Annotated in this window: 13 protein-coding genes, 2 pseudogenes and 1 riboswitch; of the genes and pseudogenes, 5 read left to right on the top strand and 10 right to left on the bottom strand. The window is 71.3% G+C overall.

Features of this window, described 5'->3' with window-relative positions; genetic code table 11:
• Positions 1-112 precede the first annotated feature (112 nt).
• The 4 genes from ribB to Q0A33_RS00075 all read right to left on the bottom strand — a co-directional run bounded on the left by ribB (position 113) and on the right by Q0A33_RS00075 (position 4,824).
• Positions 113-1,705 carry a 3,4-dihydroxy-2-butanone-4-phosphate synthase gene (gene ribB / locus Q0A33_RS00090; protein ID WP_291791324.1) on the bottom strand — a complete coding sequence of 531 codons (1,593 nt, stop codon included), beginning with the start codon at positions 1,703-1,705 and terminating at the stop codon, positions 113-115.
• Complete coding sequence (locus Q0A33_RS00085; RefSeq protein WP_291791322.1) at positions 1,702-2,490, bottom strand: riboflavin synthase; 789 nt, start codon at positions 2,488-2,490, stop codon at positions 1,702-1,704. The genes ribB and Q0A33_RS00085 overlap by 4 nt, the downstream gene beginning before the upstream one ends.
• A 3-nt stretch (positions 2,491-2,493) precedes the next feature.
• A complete protein-coding gene (ribD, locus tag Q0A33_RS00080; RefSeq protein WP_291791319.1) occupies positions 2,494-3,759 on the bottom strand; it encodes a bifunctional diaminohydroxyphosphoribosylaminopyrimidine deaminase/5-amino-6-(5-phosphoribosylamino)uracil reductase RibD in 1,266 nt (421 codons plus the stop codon).
• Positions 3,760-3,894: 135 nt separating this feature from the next.
• A riboswitch (FMN riboswitch) is annotated at positions 3,895-4,029 on the bottom strand.
• Positions 4,030-4,332: 303 nt separating this feature from the next.
• The gene (locus Q0A33_RS00075; RefSeq protein WP_291791316.1) at positions 4,333-4,824 is read right to left on the bottom strand and encodes a pyrimidine dimer DNA glycosylase/endonuclease V; all 492 of its coding nucleotides are present in this window, start codon (positions 4,822-4,824) and stop codon (positions 4,333-4,335) included.
• A 209-nt stretch (positions 4,825-5,033) separates the two neighbouring features.
• On the opposite strand from Q0A33_RS00075, the gene Q0A33_RS00070 reads away from it, so the two are divergent.
• The 3 genes from Q0A33_RS00070 to Q0A33_RS00060 all read left to right on the top strand — a co-directional run bounded on the left by Q0A33_RS00070 (position 5,034) and on the right by Q0A33_RS00060 (position 8,084).
• Positions 5,034-7,232, top strand: coding sequence for a RecQ family ATP-dependent DNA helicase (locus Q0A33_RS00070; RefSeq protein WP_291791330.1), 2,199 nt, complete (start codon positions 5,034-5,036; stop codon positions 7,230-7,232).
• Between the two features lie 139 nt (positions 7,233-7,371).
• Entirely contained in the window at positions 7,372-7,659 is a 288-nt protein-coding gene (locus Q0A33_RS00065) for a type II toxin-antitoxin system prevent-host-death family antitoxin (RefSeq protein WP_291791314.1), read from the top strand.
• Positions 7,656-8,084, top strand: a complete 429-nt coding sequence (locus Q0A33_RS00060) for a type II toxin-antitoxin system VapC family toxin (protein ID WP_291791311.1) — start codon at positions 7,656-7,658, stop codon at positions 8,082-8,084. Before Q0A33_RS00065 ends, Q0A33_RS00060 begins: the two co-directional genes overlap by 4 nt.
• A 95-nt stretch (positions 8,085-8,179) precedes the next feature.
• Here Q0A33_RS00060 and Q0A33_RS00055 read toward each other — a convergent pair whose 3' ends face one another.
• Entirely contained in the window at positions 8,180-8,914 is a 735-nt protein-coding gene (locus Q0A33_RS00055; RefSeq protein WP_291791308.1) for an IclR family transcriptional regulator, read from the bottom strand.
• 168 nt (positions 8,915-9,082) lie between these two features.
• Between Q0A33_RS00055 and Q0A33_RS00050 the strand changes: the two genes are divergently transcribed.
• Positions 9,083-11,818, top strand: a complete 2,736-nt coding sequence (locus tag Q0A33_RS00050; RefSeq protein WP_291791305.1) for an FAD-dependent oxidoreductase — start codon at positions 9,083-9,085, stop codon at positions 11,816-11,818.
• Between the two features lie 213 nt (positions 11,819-12,031).
• Here the strand turns inward: Q0A33_RS00050 and Q0A33_RS00045 are convergent, their stop codons facing one another.
• The gene (locus Q0A33_RS00045) at positions 12,032-13,507 is read right to left on the bottom strand and encodes a ferredoxin reductase (protein ID WP_291791302.1); all 1,476 of its coding nucleotides are present in this window, start codon (positions 13,505-13,507) and stop codon (positions 12,032-12,034) included.
• Entirely contained in the window at positions 13,504-14,808 is a 1,305-nt protein-coding gene (locus Q0A33_RS00040; RefSeq protein ID WP_291791299.1) for an aromatic ring-hydroxylating dioxygenase subunit alpha, read from the bottom strand. Before Q0A33_RS00040 ends, Q0A33_RS00045 begins: the two co-directional genes overlap by 4 nt.
• 388 nt (positions 14,809-15,196) lie before the next feature.
• Here Q0A33_RS00040 and fdhA point away from each other — a divergent pair, with 388 nt between their 5' ends.
• Positions 15,197-16,411: a formaldehyde dehydrogenase, glutathione-independent gene (fdhA, locus tag Q0A33_RS00035; RefSeq protein WP_291791296.1), complete on the top strand. Its 1,215-nt coding sequence runs from the start codon at positions 15,197-15,199 to the stop codon at positions 16,409-16,411.
• A 78-nt stretch (positions 16,412-16,489) separates the two neighbouring features.
• On the opposite strand, the gene purU is transcribed toward fdhA, so the two are convergent.
• The 3 genes and pseudogenes from purU to Q0A33_RS00020 form a co-directional block, all read right to left on the bottom strand.
• Positions 16,490-17,356, bottom strand: a complete 867-nt coding sequence (gene purU, locus Q0A33_RS00030; protein ID WP_291791293.1) for a formyltetrahydrofolate deformylase — start codon at positions 17,354-17,356, stop codon at positions 16,490-16,492.
• Between the two features lie 120 nt (positions 17,357-17,476).
• Positions 17,477-17,941, bottom strand: a pseudogene (locus Q0A33_RS00025) (sarcosine oxidase subunit gamma family protein); the annotation flags it as partial.
• Positions 17,942-18,211: 270 nt separating this feature from the next.
• Positions 18,212-21,163: pseudogene (locus tag Q0A33_RS00020) on the bottom strand (2Fe-2S iron-sulfur cluster-binding protein); the annotation flags it as partial.
• Between the last annotated feature and the right edge of the window lie 42 nt (positions 21,164-21,205).

The following is a 21,205-nucleotide window of genomic DNA, read 5'->3' as shown; positions in this document are numbered from 1 at the left end:
CCGCCGGGGAGGTGCGCGGGTACGTCCGCGCGGGCTGTCCTGCTCTGCCCCGGAGGTCAGCGCAGTGCCCGGAGGACCACGCGGTGACCGGTCGGTGCGCGAGCGAGACCTGTCAGGCGCAGGTGAGCGCGCCGGGCGGCTGGGTGCGAGGCGGCTGCGTCGCAGACGGCTGGTTGCTGGGCGGCTGCATCGCAGACGGCTGAGCGCTGGAAGGCAGCACGGAACCGCCCAGGAGGTGCTGCATCCTGTCCCGCTTGGTCGCCAGGTAGCGGGCGTTCTCCTCGCGGCTGGGGACCTCGACGGGAACCCGCTCCACCACCTCGATGCCCAGCGCGCGCAGGCCCGCGATCTTCGCCGGGTTGTTGGTGAGGAGGCGGATGCCGGTGCTCGCCCCCAGCTCCCGGAGGATCGCGGCGGCGTCGCGGTAGTCGCGGGCATCGGCCGGATGGCCCAGGCGGAGGTTCGCCTCGACGGTGTCCGCGCCGGAATCCTGCAGCGCATAGGCCCGCAGCTTCTCCCACAGCCCGATCCCGCGCCCTTCGTGCCCGCGCATGTACACGAGCACGCCGCCGCGCTCCGCGATCATCCGCAGCGAGGCTGTGAGCTGCTCCCCGCAGTCGCAGCGGTGCGAGCCCAGGACGTCGCCGGTGAGGCATTCCGAGTGCACCCGGACCAGCGGCGCGGTGCCTGCAGATGCCCCTGTGCCCGAGGCCGCCTCCGCTGCCGTGCCTGCCCCGCGCACCGCGCCCGGCAGCAGAGCCGTCGGATCCGCAGCTGCGCCTGCGCCGGCACCCGAGGCTGCACCCGCAGGTGCGCCGGTTCCCGGGCTGACCAGGGTGAGATGCTCCGGCCCCGTGGGAGCTCCGGCCCCGTCCAGCGCGCGCCACGCGCGCGTGGTGAAGGTGCCATAGGGGGTGGGGAGCGCGATCGGCTCGGTGCCCGCCACCTCGGCGGCGGCATGGTCGAAGGCACTGGCCGGTTCCCGGGCAGCAGCCTGCTCGCCTGCGGCGATCCGCGAGTCTGCGCCTGCCTGCGGGTCTGCGGAGGGTGCGGCCTCGCGAGCAGCCGGTACCTCGGCATCTGCCCGCCCGGCCTCGCGCGCCTCCAGCCAGGCGATGAGATCTGCGATCGAGATCATCGTGAGCCCGTGGTCGTCCGCGAACTCCCGCAGCGCGGGTGCGCGCATCATGTCACCGGCGTCGTGGACGAGCTCCGCGATCACCGCGACCTCGCCCAGATCCGCGAGCCGGCACAGCTCCACGCCGGCCTCCGTGTGGCCGGCGCGCTCCCGCACGCCGCCGTCGCGGGCGATGAGCGGAAAGACGTGGCCGGGGCGGGTGATCGCGCGGGGATCCGGTGTGCCCGCCGCCAGTGCGTGGACCGTCACGGTCCTGTCAGCCGCGGAGATGCCGGTGCTCACGCCCTCGCGCGCATCACAGGAGACGGTGTAGGCGGTGCCCTTGGCGTCCTCGTTGACCGCGGTCATGGGCGGCAGCTCCAGGGCGCGGGCGCGAGCCGCGGGCATGGGGGCACAGACCACTCCCGAGGTGTGCCGCACCACGAAGCCCATCCACTCCGGGGTGGTCGTGCCGGCGGGCAGGATGAGGTCGCCCTCGTTCTCGCGGTCCTCGTCGTCGACGACCACTACGGGGCGGCCGTCCCGGAGCGAGGCGAGGGCGGCGTCGATGCTGTCGAGGCGGATCATGCGTGTGCTCCTTCGTGCGTGTGCGAGGCGTCCCCGCTGGTCGTGGCGGGGTGCGAGCCCGCCGGGCGGTCGAACTCCGCGAGGCGGGCGGCGTACTTCGCCATCACGTCCACCTCGATGTTCACCGGGTCGCCGGGGCGGATGTCTCCCATGCGCGTGGCGGCGAGGGTGGCGGGGATGAGCCCCACCTCGACCCAGTGCGGCTGGGTGGCCGGCGGGCTCACGGCGGTGAGGGTGAGTGAGATGCCGTCGAGGGCGATCGAGCCCTTCTCCGCGGTGAAGGGCGCCAGGCGGGCGGGCAGACTCACCCGCAGGCGGACCCAGTCGCCCAGGTCCTCCTTGGCGAGCACCTCGCCGGTGCCGTCCACGTGGCCCTGCACGATGTGGCCGTCGAAGCGGTCGCCGGCGCGCGGGCAGCGTTCCAGGTTGACGGTGTCGCCGGGTGCCAGGGTGCCGATCGTCGTGCGGTCGAGCGTCTCTCCCATGACGTGCGCGCGGAACTCGGTGGCCGCCTCCGGGGCGGATCCTGTGTCAGGGCTCGGTGCCGGGCCGGCCCCGGGCGCCTCCGGGGGAACCTGCTCCGCAGCCGAGGCCGTGGTGGCCGCCGGAGCCGCGTTCGCCTCGGCCGCGGCCTGGGTGAGGCAGACGCCGTTGACGGCGAGTGAGCCGCCCTCCGGCAGCCCGGCGAGCACGGCGCCGGCGCGGATGATGAGGATCGCAGAGCCGTGCTCGGTGCGGGTGAGGGACGTGACGGTCCCCTTCTCCTCGATGATTCCGGTGAACATGTGTCAGTCCTTCCTGGGGGAGTGCGGGGCGGCCGAGGCCGCGGGAGCCGAGGCTGCGGGAACTGCCTCCGGGGCGGCGACGCCGGGACCGGGCGGAGCGGTGCCGGTGTGAGGAGCGTGGTCCGGTGTGCTGCTGCCGCGATCCCGAGCTGCGGGAACGAGCCGGAGCACGGTGTCCGTGGCAGCGGCAGGCGGGGCGGTGTCCCAGTCCGCCGCGGGATCAGGCAGCCAGCGGACGGCCTCGGCGAGGGTGGAGACGCCCAGCCCCGCGAGCGCAGGGCGTCCCTCGCCCAGCAGCACAGGAGCGAGGTGGACCTCGAGGCTGTCGACGAGGTCAGCACGGACGAGCGCTCCTGCCAGGCCTGCGCCTCCTTCCACGAGCACGTGTTCGAGGCCTCGGGCGTGCAGGTCCTGCAGGGCTGCCAGGGGATCGCGGGTGCGCAGATGCACCGTGCGCGGATTCCGGGCCAGGTGCGAGTTCGGGGCCGGTGCGCGCAGACCCACGACCACCGGGACGGGCTGGGAGGCGGGCGTGTCCTCCTCTGTGTTCCCGCCCGTGCGGGAGTGCAGGCCGGTGCTGTCGTGCGGGCTCCCGTCCGTGCCGGCGCGTGCGGCGATGCGTGCGGTGAGGCGGGGGTCGTCAGCCAGCGCGGTGCCCGTGCCCACGACGACGCCGTCGGCCAGGGCGCGCAGGCGGTGCACGCGCTCCCGCGAGGCGGGTGAGGTGATCCACTGCGAGGTGCCGTCGGCCGCGGCGATCCTGCCGTCGAGGCTCTGGGCGAGCTTGAGCGTGACGAAGGGGCGGGACTGCTCCACGGCGCTGAGCCATCTGTCGTTGAGGGCGGTGGCGCGGTCCTCGAGCAGGCCGGTGCGCACACGCACCCCCGCGGATTCCAGCACCGCGATGCCGCCGGCGGCGCCGGGGTTGGGGTCCTTCCGGGCGATCACGACCTCGGGCACTCCGGTCTCCAGGAGGAGCTGTGCACACGGGCCGGTGCGGCCGTGGTGTGTGCACGGTTCGAGGGTCACGCACATCGTCGCCGTCGTGAGGTCGATGCCGGCGGCATGCGCGGCGCGGACGGCCTCGACCTCTGCGTGCGGCGTGCCCGCGCCGGCGTGGTGGCCGGTGACGAGTGTGCCGTCAGTGGCGAGGACGGAGGCCCCCACCAGCGGATTCGCCCCTCGTGGGCCGCGGAGCGCGGCGGAGAGCGCGGCATTCATGGCGCGTTCCAGCGCGGCAGTGGAATGAGGCTGCGGCGTGCGGCTCATCCATCCCTCCCGATCCCTCGGCCGGGATGCATGGGAGGTGCTGCGCGGCGGGTGCCGCGCGCCGTCGCCGTTGATCAGGGTGCGGCGAGCCGAACGGACTGCCGACCGTGATCTGCGCGGGTGCGCTGAGCGATCACGATGTTCCTCCCATCCAGACTTTCACTGTCGGTCTCGGAATTTCACCGAATCAGCCGGATCCGCCCGTGAGAGCGGAGCCGGGTCGCGGACTGTCACCGCCGGTACGGAATCTCACCGTCCCCGGAACATTGTGTTGCTGATCATAGCAGTGGAGTCCTCGGCACCGTCAACGGGCTCGTCATGCGAGGTCACGATGCGGTGCCGGTGGTGGGACTTGACGGCCCGCGATGCGCGATGCCTGATGCCGTGACCGGTCATTCCGCTGCCGATCACACACAGATGCCATGGGGACATGAATCTGCACGAGCGAATCGTCGTCGATCCTGCGGTTGCCCACTGACGTCCGGTGGTGCGCGGGACTCGCATGCGCGTGGGCGATGTGCTGGGACTCCTCGCCGAGGGTGTTTCGGTGGACGAAGTCCTCGAGGACTTCCCTCAGCTGCTGCTGTTGGAGGTAGAGACGCCGGCGTCTGTGGGTCCTGTGCTTTCGGCTGGTGCACCGCGTTCCCAGGACTCCACGGGACCGGGGACGATGCTGAAGACGGGGTGGGCCTCCGGCAGTTCGATCCCGCTCCACCGCTGTGCGAGGGCGGGGCTGCGGTGGTGGAGCTTCGCCATGAGGTGCTGCCATTCGAACGCGAGCTGGCCGTCCGTCGCGGGGAGCTGCGCGGTCAGTTCGTCCGCATCGAGGATCCGGGAGGCGTCGAAGCGGTAGCCCCGTACCGTCGCCTCCATCTGGAGCCCCAGGAGGAACGCGCGGATGGCCGCGGCCGGATCGGAATGCGCGCGGAAGCGGATCAGCTGCGGATGGCGGCTGTAGCCGCGGCTCGGGTCGTGCAGTACGGCCTGGGCCAGCAGGCTCTCCCGCCAGCATGCGAGCAGACCCTGCCGGTCGAGATGCCGGGGGTGCACTGTCCAGAGCCTCATGGTGCTCCTCCTTCTGCAGCTGCCGGTGCAGCCGCCGTTCGCCGTGACGAGTTCGCACTGCGCTGTGTACGCGGAGTCGTCCCCGCAGGGCGCGAACCCGCCATGTCCGTGGGTCCTCCTAGAGTGGTGGGCAGACTACCGGAGACCGGGTGCCGCTCTCGGACGCCGGACACCGGAAACCGACCGAGGCCGAGGTGAGCAGGGTGGACATGCAGGACGCGCAGGACGCGCAGGACATGCAGGGCGGCAGGGACGCACTGGGCGTGCCGGATGGGCGGGACGCGCTGGGAGACCAGGGTGTGCCTGGCGGCCAGAGCGCACCGGAGAGCTCGCTGCACGCAGAGGCGACGCGGCTGCTCACGCACCTCACCGGCAGAGCGGATGCACAGCTGCGGGACGGTCAGTACGAGGCGATCGAGGCGCTGGTCGCCCGCCGCAGCCGCGTGCTGGTGGTGCAGCGGACCGGCTGGGGCAAGTCCGCGGTCTACTTCCTGGCAGCCAAGCTCATGCGGCAGGCCGGCCGCGGTCCGTCGCTCATCGTCTCACCGCTGCTCGCGCTCATGCGCGACCAGGTGGGGGCCGCCGCACGCGCCGGTGTGGTCGCACGGACGCTGAACTCCGCCAATGCCGCGGAGTGGGACTCCGTGCAGGAGGATCTGCGCGCCGGCATCGTCGACGTCCTCCTCGTGTCGCCGGAGCGCCTGACCAACCCCTCCTTCCGGGACACCGTGCTGCCGGATCTGCTCGCGTCCATCGGCATGATCGTCGTGGACGAGGCGCACTGCATCTCCGACTGGGGACACGACTTCCGCCCGGACTACCGGCGGATAGGCTCGATGATCCGCGAGCTCCCCGCACAGACGCCGGTGCTGGCGACCACCGCCACTGCGAACTCCCGCGTCGTCGCGGACGTGGCCGAGCAGTTGGGCGACGACACCCTCGTGATCCGCGGCAGGCTCGCGCGTGATTCCCTGCGGCTGGGCGTCTCCCCGGTGCGTCCGCCCACCGTGCGCCTGGCCTGGCTGTCCGAGCACCTGGGCGATTTCTGGGGCTCTGGCATCATCTACACCCTCACGGTCTCCGCCGCTGAGGACACCACGCGGGCGCTCAGGGACGCGGGCTGGGACGTGGCGACCTACACCGGCGGCACGGATCCGGAGGAGCGCGAGCGGCTGGAGCAGGCGCTCAAGGACAACGAGCTCAAGGCGCTCGTCGCGACCTCGGCCCTGGGTATGGGCTTCGACAAGCCGGACCTGGGCTTCGTCATCCACCTGGGTGCGCCCTCCTCACCCGTGGCCTACTACCAGCAGGTGGGCCGTGCCGGCCGTGCGGCGGCCTCGGCGGACGTGCTGCTCCTGCCGGGCGCGGAGGACAAGGACATCTGGGAGTACTTCGCCACGGCGTCCATGCCCGCGGAGGAGGACGCGCGCGGGGTGCTGGCCGCACTGGACGCGGAGGGCGTGCTCTCCGTCCCGGCGCTGGAGACGCGCGTGGGCGTGCGCCGCGGCCGTCTCGAACTGCTGCTGAAGACGCTGAGCGTCGACGGCGCGGTGCGGCGGGTGCGCGGCGGCTACGAATCGACCGGCGCCGGCTGGCACTACGATGCGGAGCGCTACGCACACGTGGCCCAGGTGCGGCGAGCGGAGGCGCAGGCCATGCTGGACTACGAGTCCGCGACCACCTGCCGCATGCGCTTCCTCACCGAGGCGCTCGACGACCCGGATCCGCAGGACTGCGGCCGGTGCGATAACTGTGACGCCCAGTGGTGGGACGAACACGTGAGCGACGATTCGCGCCACCGCGCCCGCGAGGTGCTCGGCGGCGTGGGTCTGCCCATCGAGGTGCGCGGGCAGTGGCCCACGGGCATGGCCAACCTTGGGGTGAGCCTCAAGGGGAAGATCCCGCCGGAGGAGCGCGCGGAGGAGGGGCGTGCCATCGCGCGCTTCACGGATCTGGGCGCGGGGCAGCGGCTGCGGGAGTTCCTCGCCCCCACCGCGCCGGACGCGCCGGTGCCGGACGACATCGGCGGGCTCTGCATCCAGACGCTCAAGGGCTGGCGCTGGCAGCAGCGGCCGGACTGCGTGATCGCGGTTCCGAGCACCCGTCGTCCTGTCACGGTGCGCTCACTCGCCGCCAACCTCGCCGCTGCGGGTCGGCTCGAGGATCTGGGGGACCTCCAGCTGGTGCGCGACCACGGCGGTCCTGACGTCAACAGTGCCTTCCGGCTGCGCGATGTGCACGCCGCGTATGCGCTCTCCCCGGAACAGGCCGAGGCTGTGCGCGGCCGGGTGGTGCTCCTCGTCGACGACGTGGTGGTCTCCCGCTGGACCATGACCGTCTGTGCCCGTGAGCTGCGACTGGCCGGCGCGCAGGCAGTGCTGCCCTTCGCGCTGGCGCTGCGGGGCTGAAAGCCGGTCGGAGGCGGACCGTGTTGATGCCATGCTGCAGAGTGCGGTTGCGGCTGCAGCCTGCGGCTGCGGAGGCAGGTGGCGGACTTCTTCTCAGCAAGAAGCACGGTCGAACGTACAGGAGCGTACAATGTCGTACATGTCCACTATCAGCGCAAGCGCTGCGCGGCAGAACCTTCCGGCACAGCTTGATCTGGTCGAGGCCGGTGAAGAGGTCTCGATCACCCGACATGGCCGGGTCGTCGCCGTGCTCGTGCATCCGGACGTGCTCAGGACGCGCAGGGCAGCTGATGCCTGGGCGGAGGCGGACCGCGTTGATGCCATGCTGCAGCGTGCGGCTGCGGAGGCTCTCCCTGAGCCGGTGCTCACCCGGCAGCGAGCTGAGGAGCTTGCGGAGGACGTGCGGGCCGCTCGTGCTGCGCGATGAGCGTGCGAACGGCGTTCGATGCTGATGTGCTCATCTATGCGGCGTCGAAGGGTCACCCTCTCGGTTCCCGGGTGAGAAGGCTGTTCGCGGCAGAAGCGGGCGCGGCGGCGGCCGGCATCGGCTCAGTCCTGCTGCTCACGGAGACGCTTGCCAAGCCTATGCGGGACAACCCTGATTCCGCTGAAGTGCGCGTGCTTCTGGGGCTCCTCGGGCGGCTCACGCTCCTGCCCTGTGATGCGGCCACGGCTCGGCTGGCATTGACGCTCTCCATCGCCTATGGCCTCCGCGGTGCCGATGCTGCACACCTCGCAACTGCAGTGGCCGGCGGTGCCGATCGCTTTCTCACGAACAACCGCAAGGACTTCTCGCGGGACATCCGGGAGATCGACATCGTCTATCCGGAGGATCTGCCGGAGGCCGTCTGAGGCCGCTGCTCGGACCCACCAGCCCCTCCTGCAGCCAGCAGCGCCAGCCCCATCTGCCGGAGGCTGCTGCTCAGACCCGCCCACCTGAAGCCGGCTCAGACCCACCTGCCGGAGGCCGCGGCCAGCTCGTGCAGGCGTTCCGCAGTCTGGACGAACGACTCCGGCGGCAGGCTGTGGACCGGACCGGTGACGGTGAGCGCGGCCTCGACCGCGCCGGAGGGGAGTCGCAGCGGAATGGCCACGGCGGTGACGTGCTCCTCCCACTCCTCGTTCGAGGCCGCCCAGTCCCGCTGACGGACGTACTCGAGCTCGCGCTGCAGCGCGCCTGCGGTCACGAGCGTGTACGCCGTATGGGCTTCGAGCTCGCCGGCCGCCGCCCGCTGGGCTGCGGCCTCGTCCCAGGCCAGCAGCACCTTGCCGGAGCTCGTGGCGTGCCCCGGCGTCCGCAGGCCCACGTAGTGGCGCGGCGCCATGAGCCCGTCACCCACCGCCTGCGAGACGTTGACGGCGAAGACGTCGTCGAGGACCGCGACGTTGCTGGTCAGATGCAGCTCCTTCGCCGTGGCGTCGCACAGGGCCTGCCCCACCTGTGAGAAGTCCATCCGGCTGGTCACCGCGCTGGCGAGCCTCACGAGACCGAAGCCCAGGCGGTAGGCGCCGCCGGGCACCTGCTGCTCCACGAGACCGTGATCGGAGAGCGAGGACAGCAGGCGGGAGGCCGTGGACTTGTGCACCTCCAGCCGGCCGGCGACATCGCCCACCCCTGCCTCTCCGAGGGCGGCGAGGACCTCCAGCGCCTCCATCGCGCGATCGACGGATTGGATGCCCATCCGGATCCCTTCCTGAAACTCTTCGAACCGGCACGGATCGTCTCTTGACTGGTCCGTGGAGAGACGATTGAATGGTTGCACAATAAGCGTTTGTTGCTCAATGTGCAACCCACTCGGGTGAACATCTCACCGCCACCATCGGCACACAGTCATCTGCAAGGAGGCACCATGACCGTCCCCGCCCCCTCCACCGCCGGCGCTCCTGCGGGCGCGCCGCCCACCAGCGCGTCCCTCACGGTTCCCTCACGCGTGACCGCACGAGAGCCTCAGCCGGTCGATCCTGCGGCACGGATCGTCGTGATCGGCGCCGGCGTCGTCGGTGCCGCGCTGGCGGACGAGCTCGTCTCGCGCGGCTGCACGGACGTCACGGTCGTGGATCAGGGCCCGCTCTACAAGACGGGCGGCTCGTCCTCACACGCACCCGGCTTCGTGTTCCAGACCAACGGCTCGCGCATCATGTGCCAGCTCGCCCAGCGGACGCTGGACAAGCTCGACGGACTGGAGCTCGACGGACGGAAGCTCCTCGACCGCGTGGGCGGCATCGAGATCGCGACGACGGACGGCCAGCTCCAGGAGCTGCGTCGCCGCTACGGGTACGCCCGGGCCTGGGGCGTCCCCGCCGAGCTCATCGGCCCGGAGAGGGTGGCGGAGCTCTGGCCGGACCTCGACGTCTCGGAGATCATCGGCGCGCTGCACACACCTACGGACGGCGTCGTCTTCTCCTCCCGTGCCGTCGAGTACCAGGCCAAGCGCGCAGAAGCCGGCGGCGCACAGTTCCACGCACTCACCCGCGTGGTCGACGTCGAGTCCGCGGACGCCCGCGTGACCGGTGTGATCGTCGAGGACGCGGAGACCGGGGAGAACCGCCGGACGCTGCCGGCGGACGTCGTCGTCGCCACCGGCGGCATCTGGGGCCACCTCCTCGGCAAGCTCGGCGGGCTGCGTTTGCCCATGCACCCCATGGAGCACGGCTTCGCCTGGACGGCTCCGGTGCCCGCGCTGCCCGGCACCGCGCCGGACGGCACCGCCCTCGGGGACGATCAGGCCGGTCGCCCCATGGTCCGGCACCAGGGCTCGGGCCTCTACTTCCGGGAGTTCGGCGACAGGATCGGGATCGGTGCCTATGAGCACCGGCCCATCCCGGTGGCGCCGGAGGACCTCACGGACACCGCGCACCTGCTGGAGACCGGCCAGGAGCCGGCGAAGCGGGCATTCACCGTCGAGGACTTCGAGTTCTGCCGGTCCGAGGTGGCGCGCGTGCTGCCGGCGGTCGCGGACCTGCCGCTCGAGGACGAGTTCAACGGCGTCTTCTCGTTCACGCCGGACGGCGGCCCCATGCTGGGACCGTCGCCGCAGCTCGAGGGCTTCTGGGCCGCGCAGGCCATCTGGGTGACGCAGTCGGCGGGCTGCGCACAGGTCCTGGCGGACTGGATCGTCAGCGGCGACCCGGGCCTCGACACCCATGAGCTCGACTTCGCCCGGTTCGACCCAGCTCTCCTCAGCGACGCGTGGATCCGCGGACGGGCCGCCGAGGCCTATGACGAGGTCTACGACGTCTCGTTCTCCCACCAGTCCACCCTGGTCACGCGCGGTCTCAAGACCAGTCCGTTCCACACCAGGATTCTCGACGCCGGCGGTTACATGGCCGAGGCCAACGGCTGGGAGCGGGCTCTGTGGCACGCCGGCAATGCGGCGCTGTTCGACGACCCGGAGTTCTGCTCGCGTCCGGTCAAGGCCTTCGGTGAGGCGGCGCGCTCCGGTTTCGCGCTGGACGACCCTGCGCTGAGCGAGGACCTCTCCGCGCCGGTCCCGGTCGCCGTGCCGCGCAGGGACGCCTGGGACCAGGCCAACTGGTCGCCCATCGCGGCAGCCGAGGCCTGGGCCACCCGCAACCGGGTAGCCGCCTACGACATGTCCTCCCTGACCCGCTACCGTGTGCGCGGTGCCGGTGCGAAGGAGTTCCTCGAGCGTCTCAACTCGAACAAGGTGGGCAAGAAGCCGGGTGCCGTCACATATTCGCTCATGCTCGATGAGAACGGCGGCATCCTCTCGGACATCACGGTGGCCGTGCTGGGTGAGGGCGACTACTTCATCGGCGCCAACGGTCCGCTCGATCTCGATCGCCTCTCGCGCCTCCTGCCGGAGGACGGCTCCGTGGTGATCGACGACATCACCACCTCCACCTGCTGCATCGGACTGTGGGGTCCCCACGCCCGCGATGTCCTCTCCCCGCTCACGGAGGGCGACATCAGCCACGAGGGCCTGCGGTACTTCCGCACCGCTCGGATCAGGGTGGCCGGCGTGCCGGTCCTCGCTCTGCGGGTGAGCTACGTGGGTGAGCTGGGCTGGGAGCTCTACACCGAGGCCGCCCACGGGCTCCGGCTGTGGGACGCGATCTTCGAGTCGGGTGCGGAGTACGGCATCATCCCTGCGGGACGGTCCGCTTTCAGCAGCCTCCGGCTGGAGAAGGGCTACCGCTCCTGGGGTTCGGACATGACACGGGAGGACACCCCGGAGGATTCCGGCCTGGGCTTCGCCGTCCGCATGGAGAAGGACGGCGGGTTCCTGGGGCAGGAGGCGCTGGCCGCGCAGCCGTCCCGCGGCCGCAGGCTGGTGGCGTTCGGCATGCGGATGGACGCGGGCAGGCCCGAGGCCGGCTCGCCCGTCTTCGCGGCCGGCGCGGGCTCAGCTGCCCGGCTGGGAGCCGAGGGCGACGCCGTGGGCTGGGTGACGAGCGCGGACTTCGGCTATGTCACCGGGCAGGTCATCGGGCTGGCCTGGGTGCCGAGCGAGCTCTCCGAACCGGGCACGGAGCTCGGCATCATGCGCTTCGGCCGGGTGCACACGGCAGAGGTGCTCGCGGAGCCGGTCTACGACGCAGGCATGGCACGCATCCGCCGCTGAGGCCGGGGTGCGGCTGCCGGCGCAGCTGACACGAGAACACCCGCACACGCCGCCTCCGGGGACTCCGGAGGCGGCGTGCCTCGTCTCCCGCCCGGCATACGCAGAAGGGTGCCCGCCTCCGTGTTGGAGGCGGGCACCCTTCTGCAAACGGCCTCGGCTGCACGCCCGCAGGCCGGCTCCGCGTCAGCACCCTTCCTGCAAACGGCCTCGGTCTCAGGCGTCGATGACGAGATCCGACTGGGCGGTGGAGCAGCAGGGGAGGAACTTGCCCGCGTCGATCTCGCGTGCGCGGATCCCGCCCTGGTGGTTCATCTCGACCTCACCGGAGAGCTTGACCGACTTGCAGGAGCCGCACATGCCCTCCTTGCAGTTCATTGCGATCCGGATGCCTGCGGCGGAGGCCCTCTCGAGGACGTTCTCGCCCTCGTCGATGCGCACGTTGAGACGGCTGCGCATGAAGGACATCGTCAGTCCGCCTTCGCCCACCGTCTCGAAGCCGGACGGATCGGCCGGCGCCTGCTCCTCCGCGGAGGCGGAGTCCGTCGCGCCGGGGGCCGCGTCCTCCGCCAGCAGCCCGCTGCCGTCCACTGCGACGAGGGGGAGTGCCCCGGTGGACGGGGAGGGGTCGTCCCAGTCGAACGCCGCCTCGGCGCCGCCGTCCTCCGCCGGCACGGCCTCGGGCGAGGGCGCATCCGTGCTGAGGCCCATGCCGTACACGTCGAAGGCCGCGGGCTGACCCTCCAGCAGCTCCTCGGAGGCGGCGATCTCCTCGGCCAATTCCCCGGCCATCGCCACCTCTTCCTTGTACTCGAGCTTGGTCTCGCGGGTGCCGGAGAAGAACTCCATGTGCACCGAGGTGTCGTCCACGCCCAGCTCGCGCAGCAGCTCCTCCGCGGCATTGAGGTAGCCCTCCGGGCCGCAGGCGTAGACGTGCCTGCCGTTGGCGTCGGGGGCGATCTCCTCGATCATGGAGCCGGTCAGCCTGCCGACCATCCCCTCCCACGTGCCCTCCACGCTGCGGTCGCCCAGCGAGTAGTAGACGACGATGCGGTAGTCGACGGAGGCGAGGTACTCGAGCTCGCGGGAGAACGCGAAGGTCCCGGGCGCGGCGCCGTGGTAGAGCATGACGATGTCCGCGGAGCCCGGGAGCGTGTGGATGGTGCGGATCATGGACATGAGTGGGGTGATGCCGGAGCCTGCCGCGAGGAAGAGGTACCGTGCCCGCCTGTCCGCGTCCGGCAGGTGGAAGGCCCCCACCGGGCCGAGCATCTCCAGCACGGTGCCCGGCCGCACGTTCTCGTGCATCCACGGTGAGACCCGTCCGCCCGCCTCGCGCTTGACCGTGATGGAGAAGGTCCACGGCTGCGTGGGCGCGCTGGAGAGGGAGTAGCTGCGGTCCACCGGCTCCGCGTCCGGCCCGTCCACCGGGAAGGCGATGTTCAGATACTGCCCGGAGCGGAAGGCGAGCGGTGCCCCGTCCGTGCGGCGGAACACGAAGGTCATCATGTCGCCGACCTCCGGCACGGTCTCCACGCACTCGGCGGTGAATTCCTGGGGGTGCCAGGGTCCCAGTGCGGTGGCGGCACCGGCCGGGCCCGAGGTGGCCTGGAGGACCCGGTTCCACGGCATCTCCAGGCCGCGGATGCGCTGGGCGAAGGGCAGAGCGGAGGTCGAGATCTCCACCGTCATGCCATGTGCTCCTGCATCCGAGCCACGTACCAGCTGATGAATGCCTCCACCTGGTACTCGCTCTTCATGTACGGGCCGGATTCGTAGGCGGGGCTCGCCGCACCCCGCTGGCAGAGTTCGACGAAGTTCTTGTCCTGGAGGTTCGTCTGCTTCCAGGTGTGGGTGAGCTCGTCGAGGTCGTAGTCCACTCCCTCCACGGCGTCGTCGGCGACGAGCCAGGTGGTGCGGACCAGCGTCTGGTGCTCGTTGATGGGGAACGCGGAGAAGGTGATGACGTGGTCGGAGAGGAAGTGGAACCAGGAGTTGGGCTGCAGGTGCATGGAGCAGCGGCCCAGGCGGAAGTCGCGCAGATCGCCCAGCAGCTTCTTGGACAGACGACGGCCCGTGGCGGAGAAGGACTCGCCCGCCCCGTCCAGGGACTCGCGGGAGATGCGGATCCCGGCGATCCGGGTGTCCAGCTCCTCGACCACCTCGTACGGCAGACCGTAGCGCCTGCACCGCTCCTCGAGGGCGTCCTGCGCATTGAGATTGCGCTGCCAGACGTCCTCGAGGTGGTTCGGGATGATCCCGTCCGTGAGGCCCCAGGTGGGGAAGAGCGAACAGGCGAGCTCCGGGTGGCCGTCGCAGTGGTAGCACTCCCGGTTGTTCTCCATGACGAGCTTCCAGTTGCCCTCCTCCACGATGTTCTGCTGGTAGGCGACCTTGGTCTTCGCCAGCTCGTGGGGTCCCAGGTAGGGCTCGAAGATCTTCGCGACCTCGTCGAAGTCCTCCGGCGGCTCGTCCGCCAGGCACACGAAGATGAGCCCGGCGACCTCGCGGGAGTGTGCGCGCTTGAGGTTGTAGCAGCCCTTGGCGAAGTCGGCCTCGCCCGGGGCCGAGGCGTGGATGAGGGTGCCCTCCGCGTTGTAGGTCCACGAGTGGTACTGACAGACGAGGTTGCCCGTCGTGCCGGAGTCCTCCGTGAGGACCCGCGCGCCGCGGTGCCGGCAGACGTTGTGCAGGACGTTGATGCCGCCGTCGTCGTTGCGGAGCACGATGAGCGAGTACGGGCCGTAGTCCACGGTCACGTAGTCGCCGGGCTCCGGCACCTCCGCCACACTGGCGGCGAAGACCCAGTGATTCCCGAAGATCCCCTCCATGTCCGCCGTGAAGACGGCGGGGTCCGTGTAGAAGGGCGCCTCGAGGGAGAAGCCCTTCCTGCGCGTGTCGAGCAGACTGCGCAGCTCGGCGAGACGGTCCTCGGGAAGCGAGGCGGTGAGGCGTCCCCGCGTCTTGGGGGTCAGGTTCACTGCAGGTGCCATAGGTACTCTCCTGGAGCGGTTCGGGGAGGAGCGGACGGGTGCCGAGCATCCGGGAGGCGGGTGGACGGGGTGGGCGCGTGGGGCCTCAGTGCCCGTGCGACCGGAGTGAGCATCGCATGCCGAGGGTGCGGTTGCTCACAGGCAAGAGTAGAGAATCCGTTCCTGCGCGAAAAGCGCGAGTCTGTGCGGGAAACCGTGCGGTGCGGACGCATGAACGGGCACGCATCCGCGGCATCGCGCGGGAGCCTCTCGCGGGCTCCCGCTCAGTGGGGCCGGCGTGCCTCCCGGGAGCCTTGACAGCGGGTTTCCACGCCGCACAGACTGCTCGGGACGGTGGGATATCCCACTGATCAACACACTGATATATCTCCAGATCGGAGGCTCAACGGTGAGCAACAAGGCGGTCAGCTACGTAGGACCCGGCAAGGTCGAGGTCATCGACACCCCGTACCCGGAGTTCGAGCTCAAGGACGGGCCAGGCGTGAACCCGGCCAACGTGGGCAGGAAGGTGGACCACGGCGTCATCCTCCGGACCATCGCGACCAACATCTGCGGTTCCGACCAGCACATGGTCCGCGGGCGCACGACCGCGCCGGCCGGGCTGGTGCTCGGGCACGAGATCACCGGTGAGGTGGTCGAGGTGGGGCGCGACGTGGAGTTCGTGAAGGTGGGCGACGTCGTCTCCGTCCCCTTCAACATCTCCTGCGGGCGCTGCCGCAACTGCAAGGAGCGGCAGACGGGGATCTGCCTCAACGTCAACCCGGACCGTCCCGGTTCCGCCTACGGCTACGTGGACATGGGCGGCTGGGTGGGCGGCCAGGCCGAGTACGTGCTCGTGCCGTACGCGGACTGGAACGTGCTGAAGTTCCCGGACCGCGAGCAGGCGATGGAGAAGATCCTCGACCTCACGATGCTCTCCGACATCTTCCCCACCGGCTTCCACGGTGCGGTGGGCGCCGGGGTGACGGTGGGCTCCACGGTCTACGTGGCGGGAGCGGGGCCGGTGGGCCTGGCAGCGGCGACCTCGGCGCAGCTGCTGGGCGCCGCCGTGGTCATCGTGGGCGACCTCAACGCGGACCGGCTGGAGCAGGCCCGGAGCTTCGGCTGCGAGACCGTGGACGTCTCGCTGGGGAACCCCGCGGACCAGATCGAGCAGATCCTCGGCGTGCCGGAGGTGGACTGCGGCATCGACGCGGTGGGCTTCGAGGCCCGCGGGCACGGCAGCGATGCCGCGACCGAGGCCCCGGCCACCGTGCTCAACTCCCTCATGGAGATCACGCGCGCCGGCGGCAGCCTCGGGATCCCCGGCCTCTATGTGACGGGCGACCCCGGTGCCGCGGACAAGGCCGCCCAGGAGGGCTCGCTGTCCATGCGGTTCGGTCTGGGCTTCGCCAAGTCCCACACCTTCGTCACGGGACAGTGCCCGGTCATGAAGTACCACCGCGGTCTCATGCAGGCGATCCTGCACGACAAGGTGAGCATCGGGGCGAACGTGAAGGCCACTCCCATCGCGCTCGACGACGCCCCGGCCGCCTACGCCGCGTTCGACGAGGGGGCGGCGCGCAAGTTCGTCCTCGACCCGCACGGGATGATCGCCCGCTGACGGTCTGACCGTCCGTACGCGCATAAGCTCGGGTGCGCCATGCAATCGCAGGGCGCACCCGAGCTTCTGCGCTTCCAGTCAGGTGAGGATGACCGTCCTCGCACCGTTGAGGAACACCCGCGAGTCGCAGTGCCACTTCACGGCGTCCGCCAGCGCCCTGCTCTCCGAGCCGCGCCCGGCCGCGACGAGGTCCTCGGGCCCGTAGGTGTGGTCGACGGGGATGACCTGCTGCGCGATGATCGGGCCCTCGTCCAGCTCGTCGTTGACGTAGTGGGCCGTGGCGCCCACCGTCTTCACACCGCGCTCGTACGCCTGGTGGTAGGGCTTGGCCCCCTTGAACGAGGGCAGGAACGAGTGGTGGATGTTGATCGCCCTGCCCGTGAGCTCGTGCGAGAGCTCGTCGGAGAGGATCTGCATGTAGCGGGCGAGCACCACCAGGTCCACCTCGAAGCGGTCCACGAGATCGAGGAGGCGCTGCTCCGCCTCCGGCTTGGTGTCCTTGGTGACGGGCACGTGGAAGAAGGGCACGCCGTGCCACTCGACGGTCTGCCGGTGGTCCGGATGGTTGGACACCACCGCGACGATCTCCGCGTTGAGCTCGCCCATCCGCGCGCGGAACAGCAGGTCGTTGAGGCAGTGCCCGAACTTGGAGACCATGATCAGCACGCGCTGCTTCTGGTCCGCGGGGCGCAGGCCCCATTCGGCGTCCATCTCCTCCGCCAGCGCCGCGAACTCGGCGTGGACCTGCGCGAGGTCCACGTCCGCGTCCAGGGAGAAGCGGATGCGGGAGAAGAAGCGGGAGGTGCGCGGATCGTCGAACTGCTTGAGCTCGATGATGTCCCCGCCGTGCTCCACGAGCACGCCGGTGAGCGCGTGGACGATGCCCGCGCGCTGCGGGCAGGCGAAGGTGAGGACCTGGTCGTGAGCGGGAGGCTGAGCGGTCATGAAGACCTCCTGGGGTTCTGGGGCTGGGTGTGGATGGTGATGACCGACCCGACGGGCCGGTGGGTGAGGACTCGGCCGGCTCGGGGCCGGCCGAGTCAGGCCCGCGCCGGACGGACCGCCTCAGATGGGCTGGAACTCGAGCATGCCGTCGAGCAGCCACCGGACCATGTAGTCCGCGAACGAGGACCGCGGGTAGATCCGGTAGGTCTGCTCCTCGGTCCGGTGGATGATCACGGGCACCGGACCCAGCAGCGTGGAGGCGGCCTGTCCCACTGCGAACGCGCGCGGGTGCAGATCGACGTGAGCGCCCTTCTCCAGCACCTCGCGGGAGCGGGGCCCGGCCAGCTCGAGGATCGTGCGGTTGCCGGAGAGGTCCATGATCTGGCCCGGCAGCCTGCCCGCACCCGGACGGTCGTCGTCGAGGACGGCGGCGAGGGCCTCGGCCTCCCCGTGCTCCTGCTCCCGGGAGGCGTCCACCGCGAGGAACTCGTCCGGGGAGATCCAGATGCAGTGCAGGCCCCGCGCCTCACCGGTGACCTGGCCGCTGCGGGTGGGCAGCGCGACGCCCAGCGTGCGCTCCACCCGTGCGCCCGAGGCCGACCCCGGAACCGCACGCACGCCCAGCTGGGGGCGGAACGGGAGCTCCCGCAGCGTGACCGCACCCTCGACGGAGGCCGCAGCCATCTCCTCGGCACGGTCCTGGGCGGGGGAACGGCGGAGGGCGCGCACAGCCTCGGGATCGTAGTCCGCGGCGCCGGCGGCAGGATCCGCGCCCTCCGCAGCCGCACCCGCACCCGTGGCGTCCGCGCCCGCGGCCTCGCGCGCGGCAGTCTCCGCGGCCACCTCCTCGGGGTCGCCGTCACGGCGCAGCCCCTCCGGGTCGTAGAGGACGGAGGAGACGAGCTCCGCGTCGATGAGTTCCGTGCTCCCGTCCGCGGTGATCACCGGGGACTGCACGATCTCGCCCAGGCGGTTGCGGCCGTTCTCCACGAGCGCGAGGCCGAACGGCCGGCCCAGCACGGGGGAGTGGTAGGAGGAGGTGACGTGGCCGATCATCGGCACCGGGCCGGCCTCGGGTGTGACCGGGGTGCCTGCGGCGATGAGCTGCGCGCCCTCGTCCAGGCGGGTCCGCCCGTCCGCGGTGAGGACGCCCACCAGGTGCTTGCGGTCCTCGCGCGCCGTGTCCGCTCGCGAGTACGAGCGCATGCCGATGAAGTCCTTCTTCAGCTTGGACACGGCCCACTCCATGCCCGCGTCCTGCGGGGTCACGGTGCCGTCCGTGTCCTGGCCGATGATGATGAGGCCCTTCTCCGCGCGGAGGACGTGCATGGTCTCCGTGCCGTAGGGCGTGATGTCGAACTCCGCCCCGGCCTCGGCCACGAGCTCCCAGGCGGCCAGCCCGAAGAAGTTCTCGACGTTGACCTCGTAGGCGAGCTCGCCGGAGAAGGAGACGCGGGCGATCCGCGCGGGGATGCCGTTCGACAGCACCGTCTCGCGGTACTCCATGAACCCGAAGCCCTCGTTGGAGACGTCGATCCCCGGCGCGATCCTCCGGATGACCTCACGCGACCTGGGGCCCGCCACGGCGATGGTGTTCCACTGCTCCGTGACGGAGGTGAAGCAGGCGTCGAGCTCCGGCCACTCCGTCTGGTGCCACTCCTCGAGCCAGTCGAGGACCTTCGCGGCGCCGCCGGAGGTGGTCGTCATGTAGAAGCGGTTGTCCGCGATCCGCAGCGTCACACCGTCGTCGAACAGCATGCCGTCCGGGGTGCACATGAGACCGTAGCGGCCCCTGCCCGGCTTCAGCTTCTTGAAGCCGTTGGTGTAGATGCGGTTGACGAACTCCGCCGCGTCCTCGCCGCGGATCTCGATCTTCCCCAGCGTGGAGGCGTCCTGCATGCCCACGGAGGTGCGGACGGCCAGGCACTCGCGCGCCACCGCCGCGTCCATGTCCTCGCCCGGCTGCGGGTAGTACCAGGGGCGCTTCCACTGGCCCACGTCCTCGAACTCCGCGCCGTGGGCCACGTGCCAGGGCTGGATGTTGGTCACGCGAGCGGGGTCGAAGAGCTCCCCGCGGCGGCGTCCGGCCAGCGCCGCGAAGGGCACGGGCGTGTAGGGCGGGCGGTTGGACGAGGTGCCCACGGCGCCGGGGGAGGCGTCCGGGACGCCCGCGTCGGCCAGCAGCGCGGAGATCACGCCCATCGACGCCACACTGCTCGTCTTGCCCTGGTCGTTGGCGGTGGAGATGGAGGTGTAGCGCTTGATGTGCTCCACCGAGCGCATGCCGGCGCCCGTCGCACGGAGCACGTCCGCCACCGTCTGGTCACGCTGCAGGTCCACGAAGTGGGTGCGCCAGAGTTCCGGCGAGTGCAGGGCCTCACCGGTGGCGGCGCCGCCGTCGCCGGCCGCGGGCATGAGCCAGAGCGGACGCACCGGGCCCGAGGCCGTCTCCGGTGCCGCGGGCACCACGAGCGGGGCGGTGTGCCCGGTGGCGGCCGCGGCATCGCTGCCGGCGCGTGCGCCCTCGGCCAGAGCCGCGGCGAGGGAGAAGGAGCCGTTCGCCGCACCGGCGACGGCCTGATCACGGACGCCGGCGGCGGGCACGAAGGCGGCGAGCTCCTCGTTCCACGTGACACGGCCCTGCCGGTTCGTGTGGAGGTGGAGGACGGGGGAGTGCCCGCCGGAGACGGCCAGCGTGTCCGCCGCGACGGTCTCGACCTCTCCTGTGGGCAGGCCCTCGGGGTCGAGCGCGGAGATGCGCACGGCGGTGAGGCGGCCGGAGCCTGCCTCGTCGCCGGCAGCCGCTCCGGCCACGGCGGCGTCCGTGCCCACCACCGCTGCGCCGAACACGCCGCGCGCACCCGTGGACTCCAGCACCTGCCGGGCCCGTGCGGACGGCTGGGGGCGGGAGTCCACGACCACGGCCACCGCGATGCCGGAGGCGGCGAGGTCCTCGACGAGGTCGTAGGCGCTGTCATTGGTAGTGGCGACGGCGACGGACTCACCGGCGGCAGCGGCGTAGCGGTTGAGGTAGGTGCGCACGGCACCGGCGAGCATGACGCCGGGCCGGTCGTTGTCCGCGAAGACGAGCGGACGTTCGTGTGCGCCGGTGGCGAGCACCACGCGTGCGGCGCGGATGTGCCAGACCCGCTGGCGCGCCAGCCCCGGGCGTGCGGCGACGGCGGCATCGTCCGCCCGCCGCTCGACGGCGATCACGTAGTTGGAGTCGTAGGCCCCGATCGCGGTGGTGCGGGGCAGCCACGTGAATTCGGGCTGCTCCTGGGCGCGGCTGAGCGTCCGCCGGGCCCAGTCCGCAGCGGGTTCGTCGTCGATGCGCTCGCCGCGGCCGGAGAGCAGCGAACCGCCTGCCTCCGGCTGCTCGTCGACGAGGAGGGTGCGTGCGCCCGTCTTCGCGGCCTCGCGCGCGGCGGCCAGACCTGCCGGGCCCGCGCCCACGACCAGGACGTCCGTGTGGACGTGGCGGTGCTCGTAGCGGGCATCGTCGCCTGCGGGATCGAGGACGCCCATGCCCTGCAGCCAGTGCGCGGTGAGGCCGTCGGCGGCCTCCACCGTGGTGGCGGCGAGCATGGACTCCGAGGGCGCTCCGGGGACCGCGCCGTCCACCCGGAGGAGGGCGTTGGGCTCCTCCACGCCGGCGGCGAGGATGCCGCGGGGACGGGCGAGGTAGAGGGAGGGGCCGCAGCCCAGGCGGCCCGCGGCGACCGCTGCGCTGGCGACGGTGTCACCGGCGAAGGCGGGGAGGGTGCTGCCGTCGAGGGTGAGGGTCAGCGGCCGGTTCCGGTCGATGCTGTGCCCCGGAGCGCTCTCCGCTCCCAGTCGTGTGAGGGT

The organism is Brevibacterium sp. (assembly GCF_022712115.1).
Lineage (GTDB): Bacteria > Actinomycetota > Actinomycetes > Actinomycetales > Brevibacteriaceae > Brevibacterium > Brevibacterium salitolerans.
This window is presented reverse-complemented; position numbering and strand designations above follow the sequence as displayed.

What these genes read in the sequence shown, in the direction of transcription:
- Q0A33_RS00065 (WP_291791314.1), top strand. Translation starts at nt 7,372, where the DNA reads ATGTCCACTATCAGCGCAAGCGCTGCGCGGCAGAACCTTCCGGCACAG.
- purU (WP_291791293.1), bottom strand. Translation starts at nt 17,356, where the DNA reads ATGACCGCTCAGCCTCCCGCTCACGACCAGGTCCTCACCTTCGCCTGC.
- ribD (WP_291791319.1), bottom strand. Translation starts at nt 3,759, where the DNA reads ATGAGCCGCACGCCGCAGCCTCATTCCACTGCCGCGCTGGAACGCGCC.
- Q0A33_RS00075 (WP_291791316.1), bottom strand. Translation starts at nt 4,824, where the DNA reads ATGAGGCTCTGGACAGTGCACCCCCGGCATCTCGACCGGCAGGGTCTG.
- Q0A33_RS00085 (WP_291791322.1), bottom strand. Translation starts at nt 2,490, where the DNA reads ATGTTCACCGGAATCATCGAGGAGAAGGGGACCGTCACGTCCCTCACC.
- Q0A33_RS00040 (WP_291791299.1), bottom strand. Translation starts at nt 14,808, where the DNA reads ATGGCACCTGCAGTGAACCTGACCCCCAAGACGCGGGGACGCCTCACC.
- Q0A33_RS00050 (WP_291791305.1), top strand. Translation starts at nt 9,083, where the DNA reads ATGACCGTCCCCGCCCCCTCCACCGCCGGCGCTCCTGCGGGCGCGCCG.
- Q0A33_RS00045 (WP_291791302.1), bottom strand. Translation starts at nt 13,507, where the DNA reads ATGACGGTGGAGATCTCGACCTCCGCTCTGCCCTTCGCCCAGCGCATC.
- Q0A33_RS00060 (WP_291791311.1), top strand. Translation starts at nt 7,656, where the DNA reads ATGAGCGTGCGAACGGCGTTCGATGCTGATGTGCTCATCTATGCGGCG.
- Q0A33_RS00055 (WP_291791308.1), bottom strand. Translation starts at nt 8,914, where the DNA reads ATGGGCATCCAATCCGTCGATCGCGCGATGGAGGCGCTGGAGGTCCTC.
- Q0A33_RS00070 (WP_291791330.1), top strand. Translation starts at nt 5,034, where the DNA reads ATGCAGGACGCGCAGGACGCGCAGGACATGCAGGGCGGCAGGGACGCA.
- ribB (WP_291791324.1), bottom strand. Translation starts at nt 1,705, where the DNA reads ATGATCCGCCTCGACAGCATCGACGCCGCCCTCGCCTCGCTCCGGGAC.